Source organism: Mesorhizobium sp. M1A.T.Ca.IN.004.03.1.1, from assembly GCF_003997555.1.
Taxonomy (GTDB): Bacteria; Pseudomonadota; Alphaproteobacteria; order Rhizobiales; family Rhizobiaceae; genus Mesorhizobium.
In genome coordinates, this window is sequence record NZ_RZTV01000002.1 from 772,022 (window position 1) to 795,750 (window position 23,729).

Sequence of the window (23,729 nt, forward strand, 5' to 3'; positions counted from 1 at the left end):
AGCGCCCGCGCAGGCCCTGACCGCCGCGGAAGATTTTGCCGTCTCTTGTCCCCAGCACGCAACATTCGTCGGCGGCGGATCGCCGAACAGCGCATGCTGCGTGTCGGCACGGGCTAGGCTGAGGCCGATGCTGCCGAGTGGTTGCCCATGAGCCTGAGCTTCGATCCCGATACAATCTCGCTTCCCGTCGGCCACTTCATCGATGGAGAGCTGATTTCGGCCGGGGGTGCGATCGAAATGCGCCGTCCGTCCGATGGCAAGTCCTATGCCGCTTGCCCCGTGGCCGGTGCGGACTTGGTGGACCGGGCGGTGGAAAGTGCCAAGGCGGCGCTGAAAGCCAGCAACTGGGGCGGCGTCCGGCCGCGCGAGCGCACCAGGGCGCTCCACGCCTGGGCCGATTTGATGGAAGCGGAAGCCGAAACGCTCGCCAGGATCGAGGCACTGTCCTCGACCCGGCCCGTCGGCCAGCTCGCCGCCGGCGACATCGCCGTGACCGCCGAGCAGATCCGCTTCTTTGCCGAGTTCGCCGATAAGGAAGGCAGCGAACTCGCGCCGACCGACGACGCCAGTTTCGGCATGATCATGAGCGAACCCTATGGCGTCGTGGCCGCGATCACGCCCTGGAATTTTCCGATCTCGATGGCCGGCTGGAAACTCGGCCCGGCGCTGGCCGCGGGCAATGCAGTCGTGCTGAAGCCGTCCGAAATGACGCCGTTCTCGACCGTTCATTTGGCGCAGCTCGCCGTCAGAGCCGGCCTGCCGGCAGGACTTATCAACGTGGTGCTCGGCGACGGTCCCACGACCGGCACGGCGTTGACCGGCCATCCCGAGATCGCCAAGGTCAGCTTCACCGGTTCGACCCGCGCCGGCTCAGCGATCATGGAGAAGGTCGCCCGCACCGGCGTCAAGCCGATGACGCTGGAGCTCGGCGGCAAGAGCCCGCAGCTCGTCTTTGCCGATGCCGATCTCGACAAGGCGGCGGCCGCAATCGCCGGCAGCGTCACCTTCAATGCCGGCCAGGCCTGCGTGGCCGGCACGCGCCTGATCGTCGAGAAGAGTGTGGCCGGCAAGCTGACGGCCTCGATTCTGGAAAAGATGAAGGCGGTGAAGCCCGGCCCGACCTGGGACGAGACGACGCGGTATTCGCCGATCATATCGGAACGGCAGCGGGGACGTGTCGACGCCATCGTGCGGGCCGCGGTCGAGGGCGGCGGCGAATGCCTGACCGGCGGCACCTTTATGGACAGCCCCGGCTATTTCTACGAACCGACGCTGATCGCCAATGTCGACCAGGCCAATCCGGCGATCGTCGAGGAAATCTTCGGCCCGGTCCTGACGGTCCAGACCTTCGAGACCGAAGACGAGGCGCTGGCGCTGTCCAGCCATCCGACCTACGGACTGGCTTCCGGCCTGTTCACCGCCGATCTGTCTCGCACGATCCGTCTCGCGCGCAAGCTCGAAGCGGGCACCGTGTGGGTCAACCGCTACAGCCGCTCGCGCGACCACATCCTGCCGACCGGCGGCTACAAGCGCTCCGGCATCGGCAAGGACCTTGGCCGCGAGGCCTATCTCGCCAACCGCAGGACCAAGAGCGTCCTGATCAGCCTGTGAAGAGATGCCGATGAAGACCTACTCGATCGCCCTGATCCCCGGTGATGGCATCGGTCGCGATGTGACCGCCGCCGCCTGGACGGTGCTGGAAACCGTGGCGAAGCACTCCGGCTTTGCCCTGACTGGGACCGAGTTTCCATGGTCCTGTCGTTTCTTCAAGGAAACCGGTCGCATGATGCCCGAGGACGGCATCGAGACCTTGCGCCGCTTCGACGCCATCCTGCTCGGGGCCGTCGGCTGGCCGACGGAGGTGCCGGATTCCGTTTCTCTCCACGGGCTGCTGCTGCCGATCCGCAAGGCATTCGTGCAATACGCCAATATCCGGCCGCACCGGCTGCTGCCGGGTGTGAGGGGGCCGCTGCGAGCCGAGAGCTTCGATATTCTGTGCATCCGCGAAAACACCGAAGGCGAATATTCCGGCGCCGGCGGGCGTGTGCATCAAGGCACGCTGGACGAGGTCGCGGTGGAAACCTCGATCTTCACCCGGGCCGGGGTCGAGCGCATCCTGCGCTTCGGCTTCGAGCAGGCACGGGCGCGGCGCGGCAGGCTGGCTTCCGTCACCAAGTCCAACGCGCAGAAATATTCGATGGTGTTCTGGGACGAGATCACGCGCAAGCTGGCCGCCGACTATCCGGACGTCGACGTGACCAGCTATCATGTCGACGCACTCGCTGCGCGCATGATCATGGATCCGCAGAGCCTCGACGTGGTCGTCGCTTCCAATCTCTTCGGCGACATACTGACGGATATCGGCGCGGCGATCCAGGGCGGGCTCGGCTACGCAGCTTCCGCCAACATCAACCCCGACCGCTCGGCGCCGTCCATGTTCGAGCCGGTGCACGGCTCCGCGCCCGACATCGCCCACCTCGGCATCGCCAACCCGATCGCCGCCATATGGTCGGGCGCAATGATGCTTGAACATCTGGGCCAAAAGGACGCAGCCGGCCGCGTCATGAACGCGATCGAAGCGACAACGGCGCGAGGGGTGGGAACCACGGCCGGCAAAGATCGTACGGACGCCATCACATCCGCCGTTGTCGCGGCGCTCACCTGATTTGCGAGGTCGTTTTCGATGAAAAGCCTGAAAGACAAAACTCTCTTCCGCGAGGCCGGTCTGATCGGCGGCAGATGGGTCGCGGCAGGTTCCGGCAGAACGGTCGATGTGATCGATCCGGCAACACAGATATCGATCGGCACAGTGCCCGACATGGCCGGCCCGGAGGCCCGCGCGGCCATAGAGGCCGCGGCTTCCGCCTATCGGGATTGGAAAAAGAAGACCCACGCCGAACGCGCCGCCCTGCTGGAGGCCTGGCATGGTCTGATGCTTAAGCATCTGGACGATCTCGCACTGATCCTGACCACGGAACAGGGCAAGCCGCTGGACGAGGCCAAAGGCGAGATCCGCTACGGAGCGTCCTTCGTCAAATGGTTCGCCGAGGAGGCGCGCCGGATCAATGGCCACACCATCCCCTCGCCTACATCAGACCGCCGCATCATCGTCCTGAAGGAACCCGTCGGCGTGTGCGGCATCATCACGCCTTGGAACTTTCCCAATGCGATGATCACCCGCAAGGTTGCGCCGGCGCTGGCCGCCGGCTGCACGGTGGTGATCAAGCCGTCCGAGTTCACGCCCTATTCGGCGTTGGCGCTCGGCGTGCTCGCCGAACGCGCGGGTATTCCCGCCGGCGTCATCAACATCGTCACCGGCATGCCGGCCGAGATCGGCAACGAGATCATGGCGAATGAGACCGTGCGCAAGATCTCCTTCACCGGTTCGACCAGGGTCGGCTCGCTGCTGATGCGCGGAGCGGCCGACAGCGTGAAAAGGCTCAGCCTCGAGCTCGGCGGCAACGCGCCCTTCATCGTCTTCGACGACGCCGACCTCGACCTCGCCGTCGAGGGGGCGCTGGCGTCGAAGTTCCGCAATGGCGGCCAGACCTGCGTGTGCGCCAACCGCATTCTCGTCCAGGCCGGAGTCTATGACGCCTTCTCCGCCAAGCTCAGCGCCCGCGTCAATGCGTTGACGGTGGGACCGGGCACGCAGCCCGGTGTCGCCATCGGCCCAATGATCAACATGGCGGCGGTCGAGAAAATCAATCGGCACGTCGAGGACGCGCTTGCCAAAGGCGCGACGATCGTCACCGAGAAGCCGGTGCTGCCGGAGGGTCCTCAATATGTCGCGCCGCTGGTGCTGGCCGGTGCGACAAACGAAATGGAACTCGCCAGCGAGGAGACTTTCGGTCCCGTCGCACCGCTTTTCCGTTTCGAGACGGAAGAGGAAGCGGTCGCGCTTGCCAACGGCACACCTTACGGGCTTGCCTCCTACTTTTACACCGAGAACCTGAAGCGCGCCTGGCGCGTCGGCGAGGCGCTGGAGTTCGGCATGGTGGGTCTGAACACCGGCTCGGTTTCGATGGAGATAGCCCCCTTCGGCGGCGTCAAGCAGTCCGGCCTCGGGCGCGAGGGCGCGCAGGCCGGCATCGAGGAATATCTGGAACTGAAGAGCTTCCACATGGGCGGGCTGGGTTAAACCCCAGCCCCGATCACTGGATCCGGTCGAGCGCCTTGTAGTAGAGACCGACCATCGGCAGGAACCAGGGCTTGCCGGAATAGCCGGGAATGGCAGGCCACTCGAGCCCCTTCATCGGATTGCGGTCCGCGCGACCAAGCATGGCATCGGCCATGATCATGCCGAGATGGGTGGAAAGCTGGGCGCCGTGGCCGGAATAGCCCATCGCGTACCAGACCCCGTCCTGGTAGCCGGCCCGCGGGAAGCGGTCCTTGGTCATGTCGACCAGCCCGCCCCAGCAATAGTCGATCTCCACCCTGGCGAGCTGCGGGAAGATCGCCGCGAGGCTTGCCCGCAATATCTGTCCGCTCTTGGCATCGGAGCGCTGGTCCGATGTCGCCGAAAAGCGTGCGCGGCCGCCGAAGATCAGGCGCTTGTCGGGCGCAAGCCGGAAGTAGTTGCCGATGTTCATCGAGGTCACGCATGTCCGGTTGCCGGGCATGGTCGCGGCGATCTCGGCGTCGCTCAGCGGTCGCGTGGCGATGATGAAGCTGCCGACGGAAATGATCCTGCGGCGAAAATAGCCGAAATTCGGCGTGGTGTAGGCGCCGGTCGCCACCAGCACATTGTCGGCGCTGATGCGGCCGCGGGAGGTGGTCAGCTGATGCCGCGTGCCCGACTGCCTATGATCCGTCACCGCCGCATTCTCGTGGATGACGGCGCCATGGCGAACCGCGGCCGTCGCCAGCCCGGCCACGTAGCGGCCCATATGCATCATGGCGCTCTTCTTCGACAGCATCGCGCCATGGAAGGGCGAGCCGATCTCGGATTTGAGATCGTTCGGCGACAGCAGCGCCGTATCCGGATCCACCTCGGCATGGACGGCCTCGAAGTTACGGGCGATCGCTTCGAAATGCTGCGGCTTGGAGGCGAGCTTCAGCTTGCCGGCGCGGCGGAAGTTGCAGTCGATACCCTCCTCGGCGACCAGCGCCTCGATGGTGTCGACGGAATCGTCCAGCGCCCGGTAGAGCGCGATCGCGCGCTCCTTGCCGAGCTCCGCCTTGGCCGAAAGGTAGCTGTGGGCGAGGCCGTTGTTCAGGTGCCCGCCATTGCGTCCCGACGCACCCCAGCCGACCCGCTCTGCTTCCAGCACCGCCACCTTGGCGCCGGCCTTCGCCAGTTGGCGGGCGGCGGCGAGGCCGGTGAAGCCGCCGCCGATGATGGCGGCGTCGTAGTGTCCCTCGACCGGGCCTTGCGCCCCGCCGGAAAAAACTGGAGCGGTGTCGTGCCAGTAGGAGACCAGCTTCATTTGCAATCCGTCAGTTTCAAAGCCCGACCACGCCCGGAAGACCGGAAATGTCGGCGATCTCGACATAGCCGTAATAGGGGTTGGCCGGCTCGTGGCCGCGATTGACCCAGACCTTGTTCTTGATCCCGAGATCATGCGCCGACATCAGGTCGTAGCGGAACGAGGACGAGCAGTGAAGAACATCCTCTGGACCACAGCCCAGCCTATCGAACATATATTCGAAAGCCTTGAAGCGTGGCTTGTAGGCCTGCGCCTGTTCGGCCGTGTAAACGGCATGGAATGGCGCGCCGAGCTTCTCGACATTGGACATGATCTGCGCGTTCATGGCGTTGGAGAGGATGACCAGCGGAATTTCCTTGGCAACCTTCGCCAGGCCAGCTGGAACGTCCGCGTGGGGCCCCCAGGTCGGGACACGCTCATAGACCATCGTGGCGTCGTCCGGGCTGAAGGCAACGCCGTTGCGCTTGCAGGCGCGCTCGAGCGCGTTGTGGACGACGTCGGCATAGGGCTTCCAGTCGCCCAGGATCTCGTCGAGCCGGTAAGCCGCGAAGTTCTTGATGAACGCCTGCATGCGCGGCTCGTCGAGTCGGCTGCCATAGAGGTCACGCGCCGCCTCCGCCATCTGGAAATTGGTCAACGTGCCGTAGCAGTCGAAGGTGATGTATTTGGGCCTGAAAGAAGCCATATCCGTCGATCTCCGGTGGAAGCACATCCGCGTTGGGACGTCTTTCATTATAGGCCGGCAGGAAGCGACCTACCTGACCGAAAAGCGCCTGCCGAAAGCAGAAAGTTCCGTATCCGCGGTTCCGTTTGGCACGCTGTAGCATCTTGAGCGTCGAAGGATGCCGCCGGTCGAGGCGCTAAACGCATCCAGTTCCATAGGGGCCAGCACAAGATGCGGCGCACGCCCTCAGCAACGGCGAATGATACCGCCGAAGTCGAGACCTTCAGACGATCTGCGGCGCACTGATGATCGAGACTTGGGGTCAGACTGAAAGGTGCGTCATGCAGCAAGGCGAGATCGAACTCCAGGACTTCGGGCCGGATCATATCGAGGGTGCAGTCGCGCTATCTCGGCAGGAGAATTGGCCGCATCGCCCGCAGGATTGGCAGATGGCGCTGCAGCTTTCGAGCGGCGCGGTTGCGCTCGACGACCAGGGCCGGGTCGCCGGGACAATCCTGGTAACGCCTTACGGCGCCGATTGCGCCATGATCAACATGGTGATCGTCGACAGGAACGCGCGAGGCAAAGGGCTCGGGCGCCGGCTCATGGAACAGGCCTTCGCCCTTGCCGGCGACCGTCCGCTGCGGCTCGTCGCCACGACCGACGGCATGCCCCTTTATGAGAAGCTTGGCTTCGTGCCCTCGGGCACGATTCTTCAGCATCAGGGCCAGGTGGCAGCGCTTGAGGCTCCCGGCGGTGTGGAAGCCGCGGGCACCCACGACCTGCGGAAAATCAAGGCCCTGGACCGTGACGCCTACGGCGCCGACCGAGAAGCTTTGATCGATGCGCTGGCCGAGCGGGGTGAATTCGTAGTCATCCGCCGCAGTGGCGTCATCGCGGCCTATGCCGCAATCCGCCCGTTCGGACGCGGCGAGGTGATCGGCCCCGTCATCGCGGGAAATGCAGACGACGCCAAGGCCCTGATCAGCTTTTTCGCCGCGTCTCGCCCTGGCGCTTTCCTGCGCGTGGATACCGAAAGCAGGACCGGCATCGCCGGCTGGCTCGGAGAAATCGGCCTCGCTCATGTCGGCGGCGGCGTCGCTATGGACCGTCCGGCCAAGAATGGGGCCGAACAGGCCAGGCCAAAAGTTTACGCCCTCGCCAACCAGGCGCTCGGATAGTCCGGAGGACAACAATGCTCGCCAATTCCCTGATCGAACTCGACCGCGCCCATCTCATCCATCCGGTCGCCTCATATCGCGGCCATGAGGCGCTCGGCGTGCGGGTGCTGAAATCGGCGAAGGGTGCTACCGTGACCGATGCGTCCGGCCGGCAACTTCTCGACGGCTTCGCCGGACTGTGGTGCGTCAATGCCGGCTATGGTCACGACAGCATCGTCGAGGCGGCGGCCCGGCAGATGCGCGAGTTGCCCTACGCCACCGCCTATTTCGATCTCGGCTCGGAGCCCGCCATCCGGCTCGCCTCGGAGCTGGCCGACCGGGCGCCCGGGGATCTCAATCACGTCTATTTCACTCTCGGGGGATCGGACGCGGTCGACAGCACGATCCGGTTCGTCCGCTACTACTGGAATGCCAGAGGCGAGCCTGAACGCGACCAGTTTATTTCCATTGAGCAGGGTTATCACGGATCGTCGGTGGTCGGCGCGGGCCTGACCGCCCTGCCCGCCTTTCATGCCGGTTTCGGCATTCCGTTCGAATGGCAGCACAAGATCCCCTCGCCCTATCCCTATCGCAATCCGGTTGGCGATGACCCGAACGCGATCATCGCCGCATCGCTCGCCGCGCTGAAGGCGAAGATCGAGGAGGTCGGGCCGGAGCGGGTCGCCGCCTTCTACGCCGAGCCGATCCAGGGCTCGGGTGGCGTTATCGTCCCGCCGAAAGGCTGGATCAAGGCGATGCGCGAGCTCTGCCGTGAATACGGCATCCTCTTCATCGCCGACGAGGTGATCACCGGTTTCGGCCGCACCGGCCCCCTGTTTGCCTGCACGGAGGAGGATATCGTTCCCGACTTCATGACCACCGCGAAGGGCCTGACCTCGGGCTATGTGCCAATGGGCGCTGTCTTCATGGCCGATCATGTCTATAACGTCATCGCCGATGGCGCAGGCGCCTCGGCGGTCGGCCACGGCTACACCTATTCCGCCCATCCGGTCAGCGCCGCCGTCGCGCTCGAGGTGCTGAAGCTCTATGAGGAAGGCCTTCTGGAGAACGGCGCCAGGGCCGGCGCGCGCTTGATGGCGGGCTTGTCTGCCTTGAGCGACCATCCATTGGTCGGCGATGTGCGGGGTCGCGGCATGCTTGCCGCCATCGAGCTGGTGGTCGACAAAAAGAAGAAAACGCCGCTTCCGGCCTCGGCCATGCCGGCGCGGCGCGTCTTCGACAGGGCGTGGGACAACGGCCTGATCATCCGCGCCTTCGCGCATGGGGTTCTCGGCTACGCCCCACCGCTCTGCTGCACCGACGGCGACATCGATGCGATCATCGAGCGCACGCGCCGGACGCTGGACCAGACGCTGGACGACGCCGATGTCCGCCGGGCGCTTGCATGAAGGGCGACGCATTTTTCGCATCTCGAAATATCGCCGCGGCAGACGATTTCGCAATTTTGTGCCGCTACCTCGCGCCTTTTCGGCGAATCCAGCGCGGGGGAAGTGCCAGACTGCTTTTTAAGACAAGGCCAGAAAGCCCGGATTTCCGGGCTTTTGAAAAAGGCCGACGCCCCGGACAGCACGGAATTTTGTTCTGTTCAGCATCAGTAATTCGGCCGCGCGCAGAGGAGAGCCAGTCTTGGCCAGGGGCTTTAGCGAATTCAAATACATGACCTTCGATGTGGTCGGCACGCTGATCGACTTCGAAGGCGGCATAACGACCTGCCTGGCCGGGATCGCTGCGGACGCCGGTGTCTCAATCGACGGCGAAGAAGCGCTGGCCCTTTACCGGCAGGCCCGCTACACGCCCGATGCGAACCTGTTCCCCGACGATCTCGCACGTGTCTACATGGTCATCGCACCGCGGCTCGGCCTGCCGGCCGAGGAGAAATACGGCGCCCGCCTGCGGGACTCGGCCAGCGTCTGGCAGGGCTTCTCCGACAGCAGGGCGGCGCTGGCCGACCTTGCGACGTCTCATAAGCTGATTGCCATGACCAATGCCCGGCGCTGGGCTCTCGACCATTTCGAGAAGCAGCTCGGATCGCCCTTTTTTGCCACCTTCACTGCCGACGATACCGGCACGGAAAAACCGGATCCCGCCTTTTTCCAGAAAGTCTTCGATTTCGTGGCGTCGCGCGGCGACAGCAAGGACGACATCCTGCACGTCGCGCAAAGCCAGCATCACGACATCGGCATATCCCGGGCGCTCGGCATGACCAACTGCTGGATCGAGCGCCGTCATGCCCAGAAGGGCTATGGCGGCACGATCGAGCCCGAGCGCTTCACCGTGCCGGACTACCACTTCACCTCGATGGCCGCATTTGCGGCGGCCGTGCGGGAGAGCATGAAAGAACGAACCTGAACCCAAGCCCGGAAAAGCCGCAGCAAGACGCGCGTCCTGACCAACCAACGAAAGGGGAATGACATGACCGACAAGATCACCAACTGGACCGGAGCAGACGATGCGATGGTCGAAAACGCCATCCGGCGAGGCGCGAGCCGCCGCGAACTCCTCAAGATGCTGCTGGCGGGCGGCGCCGCGGTTGCCGCGGGCGGCGTTGTGCTTGGCCGTGCCACGCAGGCCGTCGCCGCCACGCCGGTCTCCGGCGGAAATTTCAAGGCGGCCGGCTGGTCGTCATCGACGGCCGACACGCTCGATCCGGCAAAGGCATCGCTCTCCACGGACTATGTCCGCTGCTGCTCGCTCTATAACCGTCTGACCTTCCTCGACAAGGATGGCAAGACGCAGATGGAACTGGCCGAAAGCATCGACAGCAAGGACGCAAAGACCTGGACGGTGAAGCTGCGCAAGGGCGTCACCTTCCACGACGGCAAGGACCTGACGGCTGACGACGTCGTCTTTTCGCTCAAGCGCCATCTCGACAAGTCGGTCGGCTCCAAGGTCGCCAAGATCGCCGCACAGATGACCGGCTTCAAGGCGGTCGACAAATCGACGGTCGAAATCACCCTCGCCGATCCGAATGCCGACCTTCCGACCATCCTGGCGCTGCACCACTTCATGATCGTGGCCGACGGCACCACCGACTTCTCCAAGGGCAACGGCACAGGCGCCTTCGTGCTGCAGACGTTCGAACCGGGCGTCCGTTCGGTCGTCACCAAGAACAAGAACTACTGGAAGTCGGGCAAGCCCTATCTCGACTCCTTCGAATTCATCGCCATCAGCGACGACAGCGCCCGGGTCAACGCCCTGCTTTCCGGCGATATCAATTTTGCTGCCGCGATCAATCCGCGCGCAATGAAGCTGCTGCAGAGCCAGCAGGGTTTCGAACTGTCGAAGACGACCTCGGGGAACTATACGGACCTCAACATCCGGCTCGACATGGATCCGGGCAGCAAGGCCGATTTCGTGACCGGCATGAAATACCTCGTCAAACGCGAGCAGATCGTGAAATCGGCATTGCGCGGCCTCGGCGAAATCGGCAACGACCAGCCCGTCTCGCCGGCGAACATCTTCCACAATGCGGACCTCAAGCCGAAGGCTTTCGATCCGGACAAGGCGAAGTTCCACTTCAAGAAGGCGGGCCTGCTCGGCCAGTCCATTCCGGTGGTCGCCTCGGACGCCGCGACCTCGTCGATCGACATGGCGGTCATCATCCAGGCCGCCGGCGCGGAAATCGGCATGAAGCTCGACGTTCAGCGGGTCCCATCCGACGGCTACTGGGACAATTACTGGCTCAAGGCGCCTGTCCATTTCGGCAACATCAATCCGCGCCCGACGCCGGACATCCTGTTCTCGCTGCTTTACGCCTCCAACGCGCCCTGGAACGAAAGCCAGTACAAGTCCGAGAAGTTCGACAAGCTGCTCGTCGAGGCGCGCGGCCTGCTCGACCAGGCCAAGCGCAAGGAGATCTACGGGCAGATGCAGACCATGATCTCCGAGGAAGCAGGCACCATCATCCCGGCTTACATCTCCAACGTCGATGCCCTTTCCAGCAAGGTGAAGGGTTTGGAGGCGAACCCGCTCGGTGGCATGATGGGGTACGCAATGGCGGAATACCTCTGGCTCGAAGCCTGAGAGGCGCCTGCAGGGGACCGGTCAGCCGGTCCCCTGCACTGCATTGCGCAAGATTGTTTGGCCGAACGCAACCGCAGGGAGCTTCCATGAAGTCTGGGGTTCTAAACCTCGTGTTGAAGCGGCTGGCGATCGCGATCGTCACCCTTCTGATCGTCCTGTTCGCCGTGTTTTTCGCCACCAGCATGCTGCCGGGCGACACGGCGTCGATCCTGCTTGGCCAGGCGGCGACGCCCGAGGCGGTCGCCGGTCTGCGCGAGGCCATGCATCTCAATGATCCGGCGATCCTGCGCTTCCTGCGTTGGCTTGTCGGTCTGCTCCATGGCGATCTCGGGACCTCCTACGCAAACGAAATGCCGGTCGCGGCCCTGATCGGCGGGCGCTTCGTCAACACCATGAAGCTCGCCGGCATCACCACGCTGATCTCGGTGCCGCTGGCGCTGACGCTCGGCATCACCGCCGCGATGCTACGAGGCTCCGTCTATGACCGCACCGTCACCGTGCTTTCTATCGGCGTGATCTCGGTGCCGGAATTCATGGTCGCGACCCTCGCCGTCTTGCTCTTTGCCGTTTATCTGAAATGGCTTCCGGCGTTGTCTTCGGTCAACGAGGCGCACTCGCTTGCCGACCTCGTGCGCATCTATTCGATGCCGGTGATCACCCTCACCTTCGTTATCTCGGCGCAAATGATCCGCATGACGCGCGCCGCGGTGATCGAAACGCTCTCAACGCCTTATGTCGAGATGGCGCTTCTCAAAGGCGCCTCTCGCAGCCGCATGGTGCTCAAGCACGCCCTTCCGAACGCGCTTGGGCCGATCGTCAACGCGGTCGCGCTCTCGTTGTCCTATCTGGTCGGCGGCGTCATCATCGTCGAGACGATCTTCAATTATCCCGGCATCGCCAAGCTGATGGTCGATGCGGTCGCGACCCGCGACCTGCCGCTGATCCAGAGCTGCGCGATGATCTTCTGCCTTGGCTATCTCCTGCTCATCACGGCCGCCGACATCGTCGCCATCATGTCCAACCCGAGGCTCAGATGACAGTGGCGCGCGCGGCATCCTCCCGACGGTCCTTCCTGGGCCACAGCTACAACGTCGTGGGCGTCGTGGCCTCGCTGGTCATTCTGGCATGGACGCTGGTCGCGATCTTCGCGCCCTTCATCATTCCCCATCCGATCGGCGACATCGTCGACGACGACTATTTCGGCCCGATGCGCCAGGGGCTGTGGCTCGGCTCGGACTATCTGGGGCGTGACATGCTCTCCAGGGTTCTCATGGGAGCACGCTACACCGTCGGCATATCGCTTGCCGCCGTCTCGATCGCCTGCTTTTCAGGGGTCGTGCTGGGGATGATCGCGGCCGTCACCGGCGGCTGGTTCGATACCTGCCTCAGCCGCTTCCTCGACGCCATGAACTCCATCCCCAGCAAGCTGTTCGGCCTTGTTGTCGTCGCCGCGGTCGGCTCATCGATCCCGGTGCTGATCCTGACGCTCGCCGTCATCTACATCCCGGGCGCCTACCGCTTCGCGCGGGCGCTTGCCGTCAACATCAACACCATGGATTTCATGACCGTCGCCCGCGTCCGCGGCGAGAGCACTATCTATCTCATCGGCTCCGAGATCCTGCCGAACATTATCCGGCCTGTGCTTGCCGACTTCGGCCTGCGCTTCGTCTTCATCGTGCTTTTGCTCTCCGGCCTGTCCTTCCTCGGGCTCGGTCTGCAGCCGCCTTTAGCCGACTGGGGCGCGCTGGTGCGCGAGAACATCGGCGGCCTGCCCTTCGCGGCCCCGGCCGTCATCGTGCCGTCGCTGGCGATCGCCAGCCTGACCATTAGCGTCAACCTCTTAATCGACAACCTGCCGCAGAAGATCAGGGACCGGGACGCATGACCAATCTCGTCGAGGTCAGAAACCTTCGGATCGAGGCAAAGACCGACGCCGGACGTCTGGTCGAAATCATCAAGGGCGTCAGCCTCGACATCGCCGATGGCGAGATCGTCGCCCTGATCGGCGAGAGCGGCTCCGGCAAGACGACGGTGGCGCTCTCCCTCATGGGCTATGCGCGGCCCGGCTGCCGGATTACTGGCGGCGAGATCAATGTCAACGGCAAGAACATGGCTGCGCTTACCGAGCGGGAACGCGCCAGGTTGCGCGGCACCGACATCGCCTATGTTCCGCAAAGCGCCGCCGCCGCCTTCAACCCCTCGTCGACCATCATGGAGCAGGTGATCGAAGTCACGCGCATTCACGGCCTGATGCCACCCCAGCAGGCGCGAAAGCGCGCGGTCGAGCTGTTCCGGGCCTTGTCGCTGCCTGATCCGGACGGGATCGGCGCCCGTTATCCGCACCAGGTTTCAGGCGGGCAACTGCAGCGGCTGGCGGCCGCCATGGCGCTGATCGGCGATCCCAAACTGGTCATTTTCGACGAACCGACGACCGCACTCGACGTGACGACCCAGATCGACGTGCTCAAAGCATTCAAGTCGGTGATGAAGGCGGGCGGCATAGCGGGTGTCTACGTTTCCCACGACCTCGCGGTCGTCGCCCAGATCGCAGATCGCATCGTGGTGCTGAAGGGCGGGGAGGTGCAGGAGACCGGCACGACGGCCGGAATCCTTTCGGCTGCCCAGCATCCCTATACACGGGAATTGCTGGCCGCTTTCGAGCCGAAGTCGAGGCAGATACGGGCCGATGAAGATTCCGGACCAAAACCGCTGCTTCGCATCGACAATCTGATAGCCGGATACGGCCCGGTGAAACGTGACGGGCAGCCGGTTATCCGCGCGGTCGATTCCGTCAGCCTGATCGTGGAGAAGGGCCGCAATCTCGGTGTCATCGGCGAGTCCGGTTGCGGAAAATCGACGCTGGCGCGCGCCATCGCGGGCATTCATCCAGCGGCGACCGGCGATATCGTCTTCGACGGCAAGGCACTGGAGCGCGCCGCCCGGAAACGCACTCGCGTCCAACTGCGCGAGATGCAGATCGTGTTCCAGTATGCCGATACCGCGCTCAATCCCGCCAAGCCCATTGAGGACATCATCTCGCGACCGCTGGCCTTCTATCACGGGCTCGACAGGCAGGCGCGCTCGAAGCGTGTCGACGAGTTGCTCGACATGGTGCGCCTGCCGAGGTCGCTGCGCTACCGTCATCCCTCGGAGCTCTCGGGTGGCCAGAAGCAGCGCGTGAACTTCGCGCGCGCGCTGGCGGCCGGTCCGAAGCTCATCATCTGCGACGAAATCACCTCAGCGCTCGACACGGTTGTAGCGTCCGCCGTGATCGAGCTGCTCAAGGAGCTGCAGCGCGGGCTGGGGCTCTCCTATATCTTCATCAGCCACGACCTCTCCGTCGTCGAGGCCATCTGCGACGAGATCATGGTCATGTACAATGGTGAGCGGGTGGAGCAGATCACGCCCGACAAGGTCAAGTCGCCCACGCACCCCTATTCCAAACTTCTGTTCTCCTCCGTGCCGAAGCTCGATCCGACCTGGCTCGACGGCCTCGTCCGCGACCCCGAGCTGGTCAGCCAGTACGGCCACCGCTGACCAAACTGACCGTAGGGGAGTCGCCGGACTACAGTTGCGAGCAGAGCCGGTAGGCCTCATAGATTGACGAGTAGATGTCCCTGCTGGCGACCGCGTCTCCAATGCGGTGCAGGACGAAGGATCCTGGAGCTTGGAGCCCTTGCACCCCCTTTGTCGCCACTCCCGTCATGAGCGCGATGTCGGTGACGCCCTCATTGGCGGAGCGGGCACGCAATTCCTGGTAGGTATCTTCCACAGGTGCCGTGCCGCGCTCGACAATGAGTTGGGCCGCGGTCATTTCCGTTTCTGCACCGGTGAGCTCATGCCGGAACCGGGCGGCGATGCCGTTGCCGTGGCGCGCTGCCTTGATGAGCCGCAGATCGCCGACGACCCGGATGCCGAGTTCGGACGCGAGTTTGCGGAAACTGACCCGGTCCGGATAGGGTGTCTCGATCGCAAGGGTGTCGTCAGCCATGGCCAGGCTGACCGCATGTCCCAGGCGGGCAAGATGCAGGGCACAGGATATGGCGGCCTGGCGTCCAGTCTCATCGTAGATGAGCACATCGGCCTTCGCGGGCATGACCCCGGTCAAGATATCCCAGACGCTGTCGCAATGTTCAGCGCCCTCCAGCCACTCCATGTCCGGGATGCCGCCTGTGGCGACGATAACGGCATCCGGTTTCTCGGCAAGCACTCCATCTGCGTCCGCATAGGTGTTGAGGCGGACATCCGCGCCCAGGCGCGCGAGCTCTTCGGCGCGCCAGTCGACTATACCGAACAGATCCTTGCGGTCGGAAGCCGAGGCCGCAACGAGCACCTGCCCGCCGAGCCGGGCCCCGGCTTCGAACAAGGTCACGCTGTGCCCGCGCTCGGCGGCGACCCGGGCCGCCTCCATTCCGCCCGGACCGCCGCCGACGACGACCACCCGTTTCGGCGTTTCGGTCCGGTCAATGATGTGGCTGACGGTCGTTTCATGGCCGCTGGCGGGGTTGTGAATGCAATGGACCTTCTTGTACAGGCAGTAGGACGCGCCGATGCACGGGCGGATGCGGTCTTCTTCGCCCCGCATCACCTTGTTGACGATATGCGGGTCGGCAATATGCGCTCGAGTCATGCCGACCAGATCGACAAGGTTTGCGCGGATCGCGTGCCGCGCCGTGGCTACGTCCCTGATGGCGGCGGCGTGGATGACCGGCAGCCTGGTTTCCCGCTTGAACTGCCCAACCAACGGCAGAAACGGCGCGCTCCTGATAAACATGCCGGGCATATTCTGCTCGGCCAGTGACAAGTCGGTGTCCATACGGCCGAAGATGCAGTTGAAGAAATCGACATGGCCTTCGCGCTCGAACAGCCGGGCGAAGGCAAGGCCTTCCTCGAAATCCGATCCGTCGTCGACCGCCTCGTCGATCACGAAGCGGATCCCGACGGCGAAGTCGTCGCCCACCGCGCGGCGGATCGCTTCGTGAACCATCAGCCCGAAGCGCGCGCGGTTTTCCAGCGAGCCGCCGAAAGCGTCCGTGCGCCTGTTGGTTCTGCGCGACAGGAATTGGCCGATCAGATGGCCGCCGGTGACGGTCTCGACGCCGTCCAGGCCGCCGTCAACGCAGCGCCTGGCGGCACTGGCGTAGTCCTTGACGATCCTGTCGATGTCCGCGGCGTCCATTTCTTTGGGGAAATTCCGGTTTCGCGTCTCGCGGACGCGTGACGGCGCAACCGGGGGCAACCAGTGACCGGCATAGGCAGTAGCGCGCCGGCCGAGATGCGAGACCTGACACATGACCGTCGCGCCGTGGCGATGAATTCGCTGCGACAGCGATTGGAGATGGGGGATGATGCTATCGCTGGAAAGATCCAGCTGACCGCCGCCCCAGCTCGAATCGGGCGACGTCATCGCCGAGCCGCCGACCATAGTCATCGCCAGGCCGCCGCGCGCCTTCTCTTCATGATAGCGCTGATAGCGCTCGAGCGGCAGGCCACCCTCGTCCAGCATTGAGGCATGACTGGTGCTGACGACGCGGTTGCGCAGCGTTAGACCCTTGAGCCGAAACAGCTGAAGCAGTGGATCGCCGGATGTGCTCCCCGCTTGGAATGCCGCTGCCGGCACATGCTGCTCCGAACCATTCATGAGGGTTATAGTTCGCGATTTGCAGGACTGCAGGAAAGCTTGAAAATTGTTGGGGCGGCTATACGCTTGGCGTATGGCTGGCTTCGCAAAACTCGTTCCATCCGCACGCGGACTCCTCGTTTTCGAGGCCGCTGTCCGTTCAGGAAGTTTCACGGCCGCAGCGCGCGAGTTCAACGTCACGCAACCCTCGATCAGCCGCAGCATCGCTCAGCTGGAGGCCGATCTCGGCGTGGCTCTGTTCACGCGCGGTCCAACGGGATTGTCCCCGACCCCGGAGGGGCGCGCCCTCTATTCGGCTGTACGGGAAGGATTTGACGGCATCGAGGAGGCGATCGGCACGATCAAGCGGAACAGTGCCGCAAAGCCGGTGGTTACCCTTTCGCTCTCGAGCTCTCTCGCTACGCACTGGTTCGTTCCGAGGTTAACGGCGTTCAACACGCGATTTCCCGATGTGGACCTGAGGTTCGAACTCATCGCCGGCGTTCTGCGAGGACCCGCCGAGAATGTCGAGCTTGCCACCAGAATCCTGGCCGACGACGACACCCACTATCACCGCTGGGCCTTCTCGCCGGAAATCATCGTTCCGGTGTGCAGCCCATCCTATCTGTCGCACCACGGCCGCTTGAACCATGACTCGGACGGCGAAGGTCATATCCTGCTTCATCTCACCGACGCCAAGGAGCAGTGGCTGGACGCCTGGGGCAGCGTAGCCCACCGCAAGACCAGCAGGGCGAAATGGCTCGAATTGCGGACTACGCGGTCGTGCTTCAAGCCGCGATGAACGGAGAAGGCGTGGCGCTCGGCTGGCTCAGCAATGGCTCAAGGGCACTGCTTCAGGCAACGCTCGTTCCGGCCTCGGACAGGCAGATCAACACCGGACGGATCCATGAATTGATTGCACCTCGCTCACGGCCAGTGCGGCCGATCGTCTCCGATATCCGCGCCTGGATGATCGCCGAGATGCAAGCCGAGTTGAAAGCGTTGCGCGCACTATTGCAGCCCGGGGTCCTGTAGCCCGGACCGCAGCAGACAACTGCAGCGCCCGGCACAGCCTACCCGCGGACTACATCGGAAACAGGCTGGGCAGCGGCATGTGCGATTTGACGATGGGCGACTTCAGCACCACGAAGCTGAAATACTTGTCGATGCCGATATCCATATCGGTCAGCCGCTCCATGATCGTCTGGTACTCGCCAATCCCGGCGGTCACGAATTTCATCAGATAGTCGTAACCGCCCGACACGAGGTGGCATTCGATGACCTGATCGATCTTCTCGACGACGGCGAGAAAGCGGGCAAAGTCCACCTGGCGATGGTTCTTCAAGGTGATTTCGGTGAACACGGTCAGTGTCTGGCCGAGCTTGCCGATGTTGACCTGCGCGGAATAGCCCTCGATATAACCTTCCGACTGGAGCTTCTTGACCCGCATCAGGCACGGGCTCGGCGACAGGTGCACCAGTTCGGCCAATTCCACATTGGTGATGCGGCCGTTCTTCTGCAATTCATGCAGAATCTTGATGTCGATCCGATCCAGTTTCACGTCCATCTCCGAAGAACGCAAGCCACAGCACAAAATGCCGCCACTTCTCTAGCCGTGACACTACCACAGCCCGCAGGCCTGTCTATCCGATGGGCCTGATCTGACACGCAGGGACTCTCGATTCCATTGCGCGCTACGGAATAAAATTCTGCCTGAAGCATAACTGCGGCAGCGGCTGCCTGCGCAACGCGCTAGATTCGAGCCTCGAAGCAGAGAGAGGACCATGCGCGCGCCGCTGCAACAGATCGAGACATCCGACGAACTGCCGCAATCCGCGGATGCGGTGGTGATCGGCGGAGGCATCGTCGGCGTCTTCGCGGCCTACTACCTGGCTAGGCGCGGCTTGAAGGTCGCGCTTGTCGAAAAAGGACGCATCGGCGCCGAGCAATCCAGCAGGAACTGGGGATGGTGCCGCCAGCAGAACCGCGACGCCCGCGAGCTGCCGATGGCGACGCGCAGCCTCGATCTCTGGGAGCGCTTTGCGGCCGAAAGCGGCCAGGACACCGGCTTTCGCCGCTGCGGCCTGCTCTATCTCAGCAATGACGAGGCGGAACTGGCCGGCTGGGCGCGCTGGCGTGACTTCGCCAGAACAGCGGGCGTCACCACGCACATGCTCGACAGCGCCGAGGCCAGCGGGCGGGGCCGCGCCACCGGCCGTACCTGGAAAGGCGGCGTCTTCTCGCCGACCGACGGCACCGCCGATCCGTCGCAGGCCGCGCCAGCGGTCGCCCGCGCCATCGTCCAGCTTGGCGGCACGGTGCATCAGAATTGCGCCGCGCGCGGTATCGAGACCGAGGGCGGTCGCCTGTGCGGCGTGGTCACGGAAAGCGGTACGATCCGCACGAAGGCGGCGGTTTTGGCCGGTGGCGCCTGGGCGTCCTCCTTTTGCCGTCAGTTCGGCTTCCGCTTCCCGCAGGCCTCGATCCGCTCCTCCATCCTGTCCGTCTCGCCCGGCGCGGGGGGCTTGCCGGATGCGCTACACACGGCAAAAATCTCGGCGACGCGGCGCGGTGACGGCGGCTACACGCTCGCCATAAGCGGCCGCGGACGCGTCGACGTGACGCCGCAGCAGCTGCGCTTCGCTTCGCAGTTCGTCCCCATGTTCCTGAAGCGCTGGCGCAGCCTCGCGCCCGGCGGGTTGCAGGGGGTGCGCTCAGGCCACGAAACGCTCCAACGCTGGCGGCTCGACCGGCCGACGCCGATGGAGCGGATGCGTATCCTCGATCCGATGCCGGATCAGGCGACCATCCGCCTGACCCATGCCCGCGCGCTCGAGCTGCTGCCTGCGCTGCGGCAGACGAAGATCAGCGCGGCCTGGGCGGGCTACATCGACAGCACCCCGGACGGCGTGCCGGCCATCGGCGAGATACACGCCGTTCCAGGCTTCTTCCTGGCTGCCGGATTTTCGGGTCACGGCTTCGGCATCGGACCCGGTGCCGGGCACCTCGTCGCCGATCTTGTCACCGGGTTGGAGCCGATCGTCGATCCGAAATCCTACGATCCGCGGCGTTTCGATGCTTCGGCGTGGGGCAAGGTCGCCGACTTCTAGTTTCAAACGCGACATTCCGACATCGCTTGGCAGGTGAACCCTCCGGATTGCATCAGCTCTCCCGAAGAAAGGCGCCGATGGGGGCAGGCCGGATGGGGGCCTGCCCGCGAAACCGGCCGACATCCTCGGGCCTACAGCCGGCGTGGGCTGCGATGAGTTCGGCGGCTGCCAATTGGCAATAACGCCCCTGGCAGCGCCCCATGCCGACGCGCGAGAGCGATTTCACCCTGTTGGCCTCGCCGCCGCCGAGAGTCGTGCCCTCGCGCACGGCCCCGGCAGTGACGTTCTCGCAGCGGCAGACGATCGTATCGTCGGGAAGCGCCCTCACCATCGCGCCTGGCCAAGGAAAGGCCTGGGCCAGACCGCGGGCAAAGCGCTCGAGCCGTGCGAGCCTGCGCAGGTCGACGCCGACGGAGGGCACCGGGCTTCCAAGATCGGCAAGGCACGCCGCCGCGGCAAGGCGCCCGGCGATCTCCGCGCCGTCCGCCCCGACAGGACGAGCCCCATCACCGGCCAGGTAGATGCCATTGCCGGCCCGTCCCATCCGGTCGGTCTTCGGGAGCCACTGCCGCCATTGCTCGTCATAGGTGAAGGCGCATCCCGCAAGGTCAGTCAGATGAGTCTCCGCCCGCAGGTGCCAGCCGATCCCGATCATGTCGCATGGGGTGACGCGCTCCCGGCCGCCGGCGTCGCGCCAGCGCATCCCCGTGACACCCCGTCCATTGGCCTCGATTTGCAAAGGCGTCACGCCAGCGTGGTAGCGGCGACCAAGCCGCGCCCGCAGGGCCAGCCCGCGCAACGCCACGATTGGTCGGGCGGCAAGTCCCCAGAACCCGCGCATCTGCTGGCGCCAGGAAGAGGTGTCGAGCACCGCCGCCAGATCCGCTCCGGCCTTGAGGAGTTGCATGCCAACCAGCGTCAGCAAGGGGCCCGACCCGATAAGCACGATGCGCTGTCCGAGCGCGACGCCCTGCGCCTTGAGCGCGATCTGCGCCGCGCCAAGGCTGAAGACGCCGGCGTTCTGCCAGCCAGGGACCGGAGCGACGCGGTCGGATGCGCCGGTGGCGAGGATCAGGCGGTCGTAGAAGACGACCTCCGCGCCGCCCTCCCCCAGCACATGCAGCCGCCCCTCATGCACGGCGATGACGGAGCTGCGCGCGCAATAAGTGAGCCGCCCTTCTTCGGCCATCCGGTCGAAGAGCAAATGCAATGCGCGCGCCTTGTCCGCCGCAAAGCCGTACAGCTGCTCCGGAGTTCGGACGAACCCGGCAGGCGGGCGGCGATAGATCTGCCCACCCGCGCGGTGCCCTTCATCGATCACCACCGGATGGAGCCCGGCGTCGACCAGTGTCGCCGCGGCCCTTATGCCGGCGGGGCCCGCACCTACGATCACGATGCGCGGCGATGAGGGCTCGCTCACGGCCAGTTCTCCGGCGGCGTCGTGTGCAGCCGCATGCCTTCGACGACAAGAGTTGTGCACGCACGCAGGCGCGGTCCCCCTTCTTGCCATACCCAGCAGTCCTGGCAGGCTCCCATCAGGCAGAAACCTGCTCGCGGCTCGGGACCGAACTCGGAACTCCGCAGCGCATGTCCTGAAGCCAGCATTGCCGTCAGCACGGTGTCGCCGTCCAGCGCGTTGCGCGTCTCACCGTCGAGAAGGAATTGCACCTCCTCGCGATCGCGCTCGGCCAGCCGGACGATGCGGCCGACCGTGATCATTCGGCGGCCTCTCGTACCGGCCCCGGACGAGGCAGCTCGGGAAAACGTTCGCAGACCGCCTCGAAGGCCGCTTGGACGCCTTCCGGCCCGGAGCGACCTTTCATGCGGCGAAAAATCTCCGTCTTGGCGAAGAACCGCCAGTGGATCGGCAAGGCGTCCAGCAGAGCGTGGAGCCGGTCATAGGCGGCCGGCGTCCACTGCGCTTCGTAGCTGTCGCGCTCCGGCCCGAAATGGAAATGGCCGACGGACGGCGTGTGCCTCGCGCGCAGCCGCTCCGTCGCGCGCTCGTCGACTTCGCCGCCGCGGATAACGACCCCGTAGTCGCTTTCGGCTGCGGCCGGCGAGAGATAGCCGCGCCGCACATCCTCACCGACCCGCCAGGGCTCGCGCTGAAACGGGTCGCCGCGTCCGCCGCCGCCGGCGGATCGGATCTCGAGCACGTCGCCCGGCTGCAGCACCGCCGTGTCGATGTTGCCCAGCCGCCGCTCGCGCCCGGTGCCCGGATTGACGACCATGTCCGACAGGCCGGCCGCCTTGCCGCCCAGCACGCCCCAGGGACGGAAGAAGCTGCGGTCGCGATTGCGCGCCGTAATCCGGGAGTCGGGGGCAAAGACACGAAAAGCCATCTCGGTCGCCAGCCCGCCGCGCCAGCGGCCCGCACCGCCGCTGTCCTGGGCGAGCCCATATTTCACGAACTCGACCGGCGTCTCGGTCTCGGTGATCTCGATCGGCGTGTTCTTGAGATAGGCAGCATCGGCGCCCGATCCATTGGTGCCATCGCGATGCGGCATCGCGCCGCCGCCACCCACGACGGGGTTGACCGCCGCGATGACGCTCCTGCTGGTGCGCTCATCGATGGTCATGACGTTGACGATGCAGTTGTTGCCGGCCGGCGCCGCCGGCAAGCGCTCCGGCAGCACCTGTGAGAAGGCCCCGAAGATGACCGAGCGCAGCCGGGCGCAGGTGAGCGAGCGCATGCCGACGGCGGCGGGATGGACGGGGTTCAGCACCGAACCTTGCGGGGTGATGCAGGTGAACGGCCGGGTGAGGCCCGTGTTGAGCAGGATTTTCGGGTTGAGCGTGTAGAGCACGTAATACACCCCGACCAGCAGCATCGTGTGGCGCGGGTCGCCGCCCGAAGGCACGTTGAGAGAGGAGCCGAGCTGCGGATCGGAGCCGGTGAAGTCGAGCACGGCCTCATCGCCTTTGATCGTCAGCGTCAGCTTCAGCCGGGAGGGATTGGCCTCGACCGAATCCTCATCGGCATAGTCGGCGAATTGCCAGGTGCCGTCGGGCATGGCGCGCAGGACGTCCCGCGCCTGTGCTTCGGCATGGTCAAGAAGAGCGGCAACGCCTTCGACGAAGCCGGCCTTGCCGAACTTCTTCACCATCGCCTGGATCTTGCGCTCGCCGGTGTTGAGCGCGCCAACCAGCGCCTTGATGTCGCCGATGTTGAGGTCCGGCTTGCGCACATTGGTGCTCATGATCCTGAGGATCGTGTCGTCGAAGACGCCTTCCCTCACCAGCTTCATCGGCGGAAAGCGGATGCCTTCCTGATGGATTTCGGTCAGCGCGCGGCTGAGCGAAGCCGGCACAGCCCCGCCCATGTCGGTGTTGTGGATGTGCCCTCCCGTCCAGGCGACGATCTCGCCGTCGACGAAGACCGGCTTCCACAAATGCGTATCGGGCGCGTGCGTGGCGACGTGGCCGGAATAGGGATCGTTGGTGAAGGCGACGTCTCCCGGCCGGTAGTCGTTCACTATGGCGATCGCACGGTGATAGGAAAGCCCCGGATACCATGTGGCGCCGAGTTCCATCGGGACGGCGAAGGTCGCTCCCGAGCGATCCATCAGCATCACCGTAAAATCCTGCGTCTCCTTGACGAAGGCGGAGTGCGCGGTGCGGTGCAGCGTGTGGGCCATGTTCTCGGCCGCCGCGCGGGCATGGTTACCTAGAACCTGAAGATTTGTGCGGTCGAACAAG

20 protein-coding genes are annotated in these 23,729 nt (G+C 64.6%); 13 read left to right on the plus strand and 7 right to left on the minus strand.

Features of this window, described 5'->3' with window-relative positions:
* Positions 1-147 precede the first annotated feature (147 nt).
* Genes EOD29_RS09595 through EOD29_RS09605 form a run of 3 tightly spaced genes read left to right on the plus strand, consistent with a single transcriptional unit; the run spans position 148 to position 4,141 of the window.
* Positions 148-1,611: an aldehyde dehydrogenase family protein gene (locus EOD29_RS09595; protein ID WP_127246549.1), complete on the plus strand. Its 1,464-nt coding sequence runs from the start codon at positions 148-150 to the stop codon at positions 1,609-1,611.
* Between the two features lie 10 nt (positions 1,612-1,621).
* A complete protein-coding gene (locus EOD29_RS09600; RefSeq protein WP_127246550.1) occupies positions 1,622-2,665 on the plus strand; it encodes a tartrate dehydrogenase in 1,044 nt (347 codons plus the stop codon).
* 18 nt (positions 2,666-2,683) lie between these two features.
* Positions 2,684-4,141: an NAD-dependent succinate-semialdehyde dehydrogenase gene (locus tag EOD29_RS09605; RefSeq protein WP_066989163.1), complete on the plus strand. Its 1,458-nt coding sequence runs from the start codon at positions 2,684-2,686 to the stop codon at positions 4,139-4,141.
* A 13-nt stretch (positions 4,142-4,154) separates the two neighbouring features.
* On the opposite strand, the gene EOD29_RS09610 is transcribed toward EOD29_RS09605, so the two are convergent.
* Both EOD29_RS09610 and EOD29_RS09615 read right to left on the minus strand, forming a co-directional pair.
* Entirely contained in the window at positions 4,155-5,429 is a 1,275-nt protein-coding gene (locus EOD29_RS09610; RefSeq protein WP_127246551.1) for an FAD-binding oxidoreductase, read from the minus strand.
* Between the two features lie 16 nt (positions 5,430-5,445).
* Positions 5,446-6,114 (minus strand): haloacid dehalogenase type II, encoded by a 669-nt coding sequence (locus tag EOD29_RS09615; protein WP_067327464.1) that lies wholly within the window; start codon positions 6,112-6,114, stop codon positions 5,446-5,448.
* A 320-nt stretch (positions 6,115-6,434) separates the two neighbouring features.
* Here EOD29_RS09615 and EOD29_RS09620 point away from each other — a divergent pair, with 320 nt between their 5' ends.
* The 7 genes from EOD29_RS09620 (at position 6,435) to EOD29_RS09650 (ending at position 14,834) form a co-directional block, all read left to right on the plus strand.
* Entirely contained in the window at positions 6,435-7,274 is an 840-nt protein-coding gene (locus EOD29_RS09620; protein ID WP_127246635.1) for a GNAT family N-acetyltransferase, read from the plus strand.
* Between the two features lie 14 nt (positions 7,275-7,288).
* Positions 7,289-8,662, plus strand: coding sequence for an aspartate aminotransferase family protein (locus EOD29_RS09625; protein ID WP_127214253.1), 1,374 nt, complete (start codon positions 7,289-7,291; stop codon positions 8,660-8,662).
* A 238-nt stretch (positions 8,663-8,900) separates the two neighbouring features.
* Positions 8,901-9,623, plus strand: coding sequence for an HAD-IA family hydrolase (locus EOD29_RS09630; protein WP_127246552.1), 723 nt, complete (start codon positions 8,901-8,903; stop codon positions 9,621-9,623).
* Between the two features lie 63 nt (positions 9,624-9,686).
* Entirely contained in the window at positions 9,687-11,297 is a 1,611-nt protein-coding gene (locus EOD29_RS09635; protein WP_127246553.1) for an ABC transporter substrate-binding protein, read from the plus strand.
* Between the two features lie 86 nt (positions 11,298-11,383).
* Positions 11,384-12,334 (plus strand): ABC transporter permease, encoded by a 951-nt coding sequence (locus EOD29_RS09640; RefSeq protein WP_066989177.1) that lies wholly within the window; start codon positions 11,384-11,386, stop codon positions 12,332-12,334.
* Entirely contained in the window at positions 12,331-13,182 is an 852-nt protein-coding gene (locus EOD29_RS09645; protein WP_067327451.1) for an ABC transporter permease, read from the plus strand. The genes EOD29_RS09640 and EOD29_RS09645 overlap by 4 nt, the downstream gene beginning before the upstream one ends.
* The gene (locus EOD29_RS09650; RefSeq protein ID WP_127246554.1) at positions 13,179-14,834 is read left to right on the plus strand and encodes an ABC transporter ATP-binding protein; all 1,656 of its coding nucleotides are present in this window, start codon (positions 13,179-13,181) and stop codon (positions 14,832-14,834) included. The genes EOD29_RS09645 and EOD29_RS09650 overlap by 4 nt, the downstream gene beginning before the upstream one ends.
* Before the next feature lie 28 nt (positions 14,835-14,862).
* Here EOD29_RS09650 and EOD29_RS09655 read toward each other — a convergent pair whose 3' ends face one another.
* Positions 14,863-16,938: an NADH:flavin oxidoreductase gene (locus EOD29_RS09655; RefSeq protein ID WP_127246555.1), complete on the minus strand. Its 2,076-nt coding sequence runs from the start codon at positions 16,936-16,938 to the stop codon at positions 14,863-14,865.
* Positions 16,939-17,011: 73 nt separating this feature from the next.
* Here EOD29_RS09655 and EOD29_RS09660 point away from each other — a divergent pair, with 73 nt between their 5' ends.
* Together EOD29_RS09660 and EOD29_RS37070 are read left to right on the plus strand one after the other, a co-directional pair.
* The gene (locus EOD29_RS09660; RefSeq protein WP_245475293.1) at positions 17,012-17,719 is read left to right on the plus strand and encodes a LysR family transcriptional regulator; all 708 of its coding nucleotides are present in this window, start codon (positions 17,012-17,014) and stop codon (positions 17,717-17,719) included.
* 11 nt (positions 17,720-17,730) lie between these two features.
* Positions 17,731-17,952, plus strand: coding sequence for a hypothetical protein (locus EOD29_RS37070; RefSeq protein WP_245475294.1), 222 nt, complete (start codon positions 17,731-17,733; stop codon positions 17,950-17,952).
* 49 nt (positions 17,953-18,001) lie between these two features.
* On the opposite strand, the gene EOD29_RS09665 is transcribed toward EOD29_RS37070, so the two are convergent.
* Positions 18,002-18,478: an Lrp/AsnC family transcriptional regulator gene (locus EOD29_RS09665; RefSeq protein WP_066989429.1), complete on the minus strand. Its 477-nt coding sequence runs from the start codon at positions 18,476-18,478 to the stop codon at positions 18,002-18,004.
* Positions 18,479-18,701: 223 nt separating this feature from the next.
* Here EOD29_RS09665 and EOD29_RS09670 point away from each other — a divergent pair, with 223 nt between their 5' ends.
* Positions 18,702-20,027, plus strand: coding sequence for an FAD-binding oxidoreductase (locus EOD29_RS09670; RefSeq protein ID WP_127240190.1), 1,326 nt, complete (start codon positions 18,702-18,704; stop codon positions 20,025-20,027).
* A gap of 52 nt (positions 20,028-20,079) precedes the next feature.
* On the opposite strand, the gene EOD29_RS09675 is transcribed toward EOD29_RS09670, so the two are convergent.
* From EOD29_RS09675 to EOD29_RS09685, 3 genes are read right to left on the minus strand one after another with little or no spacing between them, the layout of a single operon-like run.
* Positions 20,080-21,447, minus strand: a complete 1,368-nt coding sequence (locus EOD29_RS09675) for an FAD/NAD(P)-binding oxidoreductase (protein ID WP_127246556.1) — start codon at positions 21,445-21,447, stop codon at positions 20,080-20,082.
* A complete protein-coding gene (locus EOD29_RS09680) occupies positions 21,444-21,746 on the minus strand; it encodes a (2Fe-2S)-binding protein (RefSeq protein WP_095801057.1) in 303 nt (100 codons plus the stop codon). Before EOD29_RS09680 ends, EOD29_RS09675 begins: the two co-directional genes overlap by 4 nt.
* Positions 21,743-23,728 carry a hydantoinase B/oxoprolinase family protein gene (locus tag EOD29_RS09685; protein WP_127246557.1) on the minus strand — a complete coding sequence of 662 codons (1,986 nt, stop codon included), beginning with the start codon at positions 23,726-23,728 and terminating at the stop codon, positions 21,743-21,745. Before EOD29_RS09685 ends, EOD29_RS09680 begins: the two co-directional genes overlap by 4 nt.
* Between the last annotated feature and the right edge of the window lies 1 nt (position 23,729).

Bases quoted from the DNA above. Each gene is read 5' to 3' on its own strand.
- EOD29_RS09650 (WP_127246554.1), top strand. From the start codon at position 13,179: ATGACCAATCTCGTCGAGGTCAGAAACCTTCGGATCGAGGCAAAGACC.
- EOD29_RS09645 (WP_067327451.1), top strand. From the start codon at position 12,331: ATGACAGTGGCGCGCGCGGCATCCTCCCGACGGTCCTTCCTGGGCCAC.
- EOD29_RS09600 (WP_127246550.1), top strand. From the start codon at position 1,622: ATGAAGACCTACTCGATCGCCCTGATCCCCGGTGATGGCATCGGTCGC.
- EOD29_RS09660 (WP_245475293.1), top strand. From the start codon at position 17,012: ATGGCTGGCTTCGCAAAACTCGTTCCATCCGCACGCGGACTCCTCGTT.
- EOD29_RS09655 (WP_127246555.1), bottom strand. From the start codon at position 16,938: ATGAATGGTTCGGAGCAGCATGTGCCGGCAGCGGCATTCCAAGCGGGG.
- EOD29_RS09620 (WP_127246635.1), top strand. From the start codon at position 6,435: ATGCAGCAAGGCGAGATCGAACTCCAGGACTTCGGGCCGGATCATATC.
- EOD29_RS09610 (WP_127246551.1), bottom strand. From the start codon at position 5,429: ATGAAGCTGGTCTCCTACTGGCACGACACCGCTCCAGTTTTTTCCGGC.
- EOD29_RS09640 (WP_066989177.1), top strand. From the start codon at position 11,384: ATGAAGTCTGGGGTTCTAAACCTCGTGTTGAAGCGGCTGGCGATCGCG.
- EOD29_RS09615 (WP_067327464.1), bottom strand. From the start codon at position 6,114: ATGGCTTCTTTCAGGCCCAAATACATCACCTTCGACTGCTACGGCACG.
- EOD29_RS09605 (WP_066989163.1), top strand. From the start codon at position 2,684: ATGAAAAGCCTGAAAGACAAAACTCTCTTCCGCGAGGCCGGTCTGATC.
- EOD29_RS09680 (WP_095801057.1), bottom strand. From the start codon at position 21,746: ATGATCACGGTCGGCCGCATCGTCCGGCTGGCCGAGCGCGATCGCGAG.
- EOD29_RS09595 (WP_127246549.1), top strand. From the start codon at position 148: ATGAGCCTGAGCTTCGATCCCGATACAATCTCGCTTCCCGTCGGCCAC.
- EOD29_RS09635 (WP_127246553.1), top strand. From the start codon at position 9,687: ATGACCGACAAGATCACCAACTGGACCGGAGCAGACGATGCGATGGTC.
- EOD29_RS09625 (WP_127214253.1), top strand. From the start codon at position 7,289: ATGCTCGCCAATTCCCTGATCGAACTCGACCGCGCCCATCTCATCCAT.
- EOD29_RS09670 (WP_127240190.1), top strand. From the start codon at position 18,702: ATGCGCGCGCCGCTGCAACAGATCGAGACATCCGACGAACTGCCGCAA.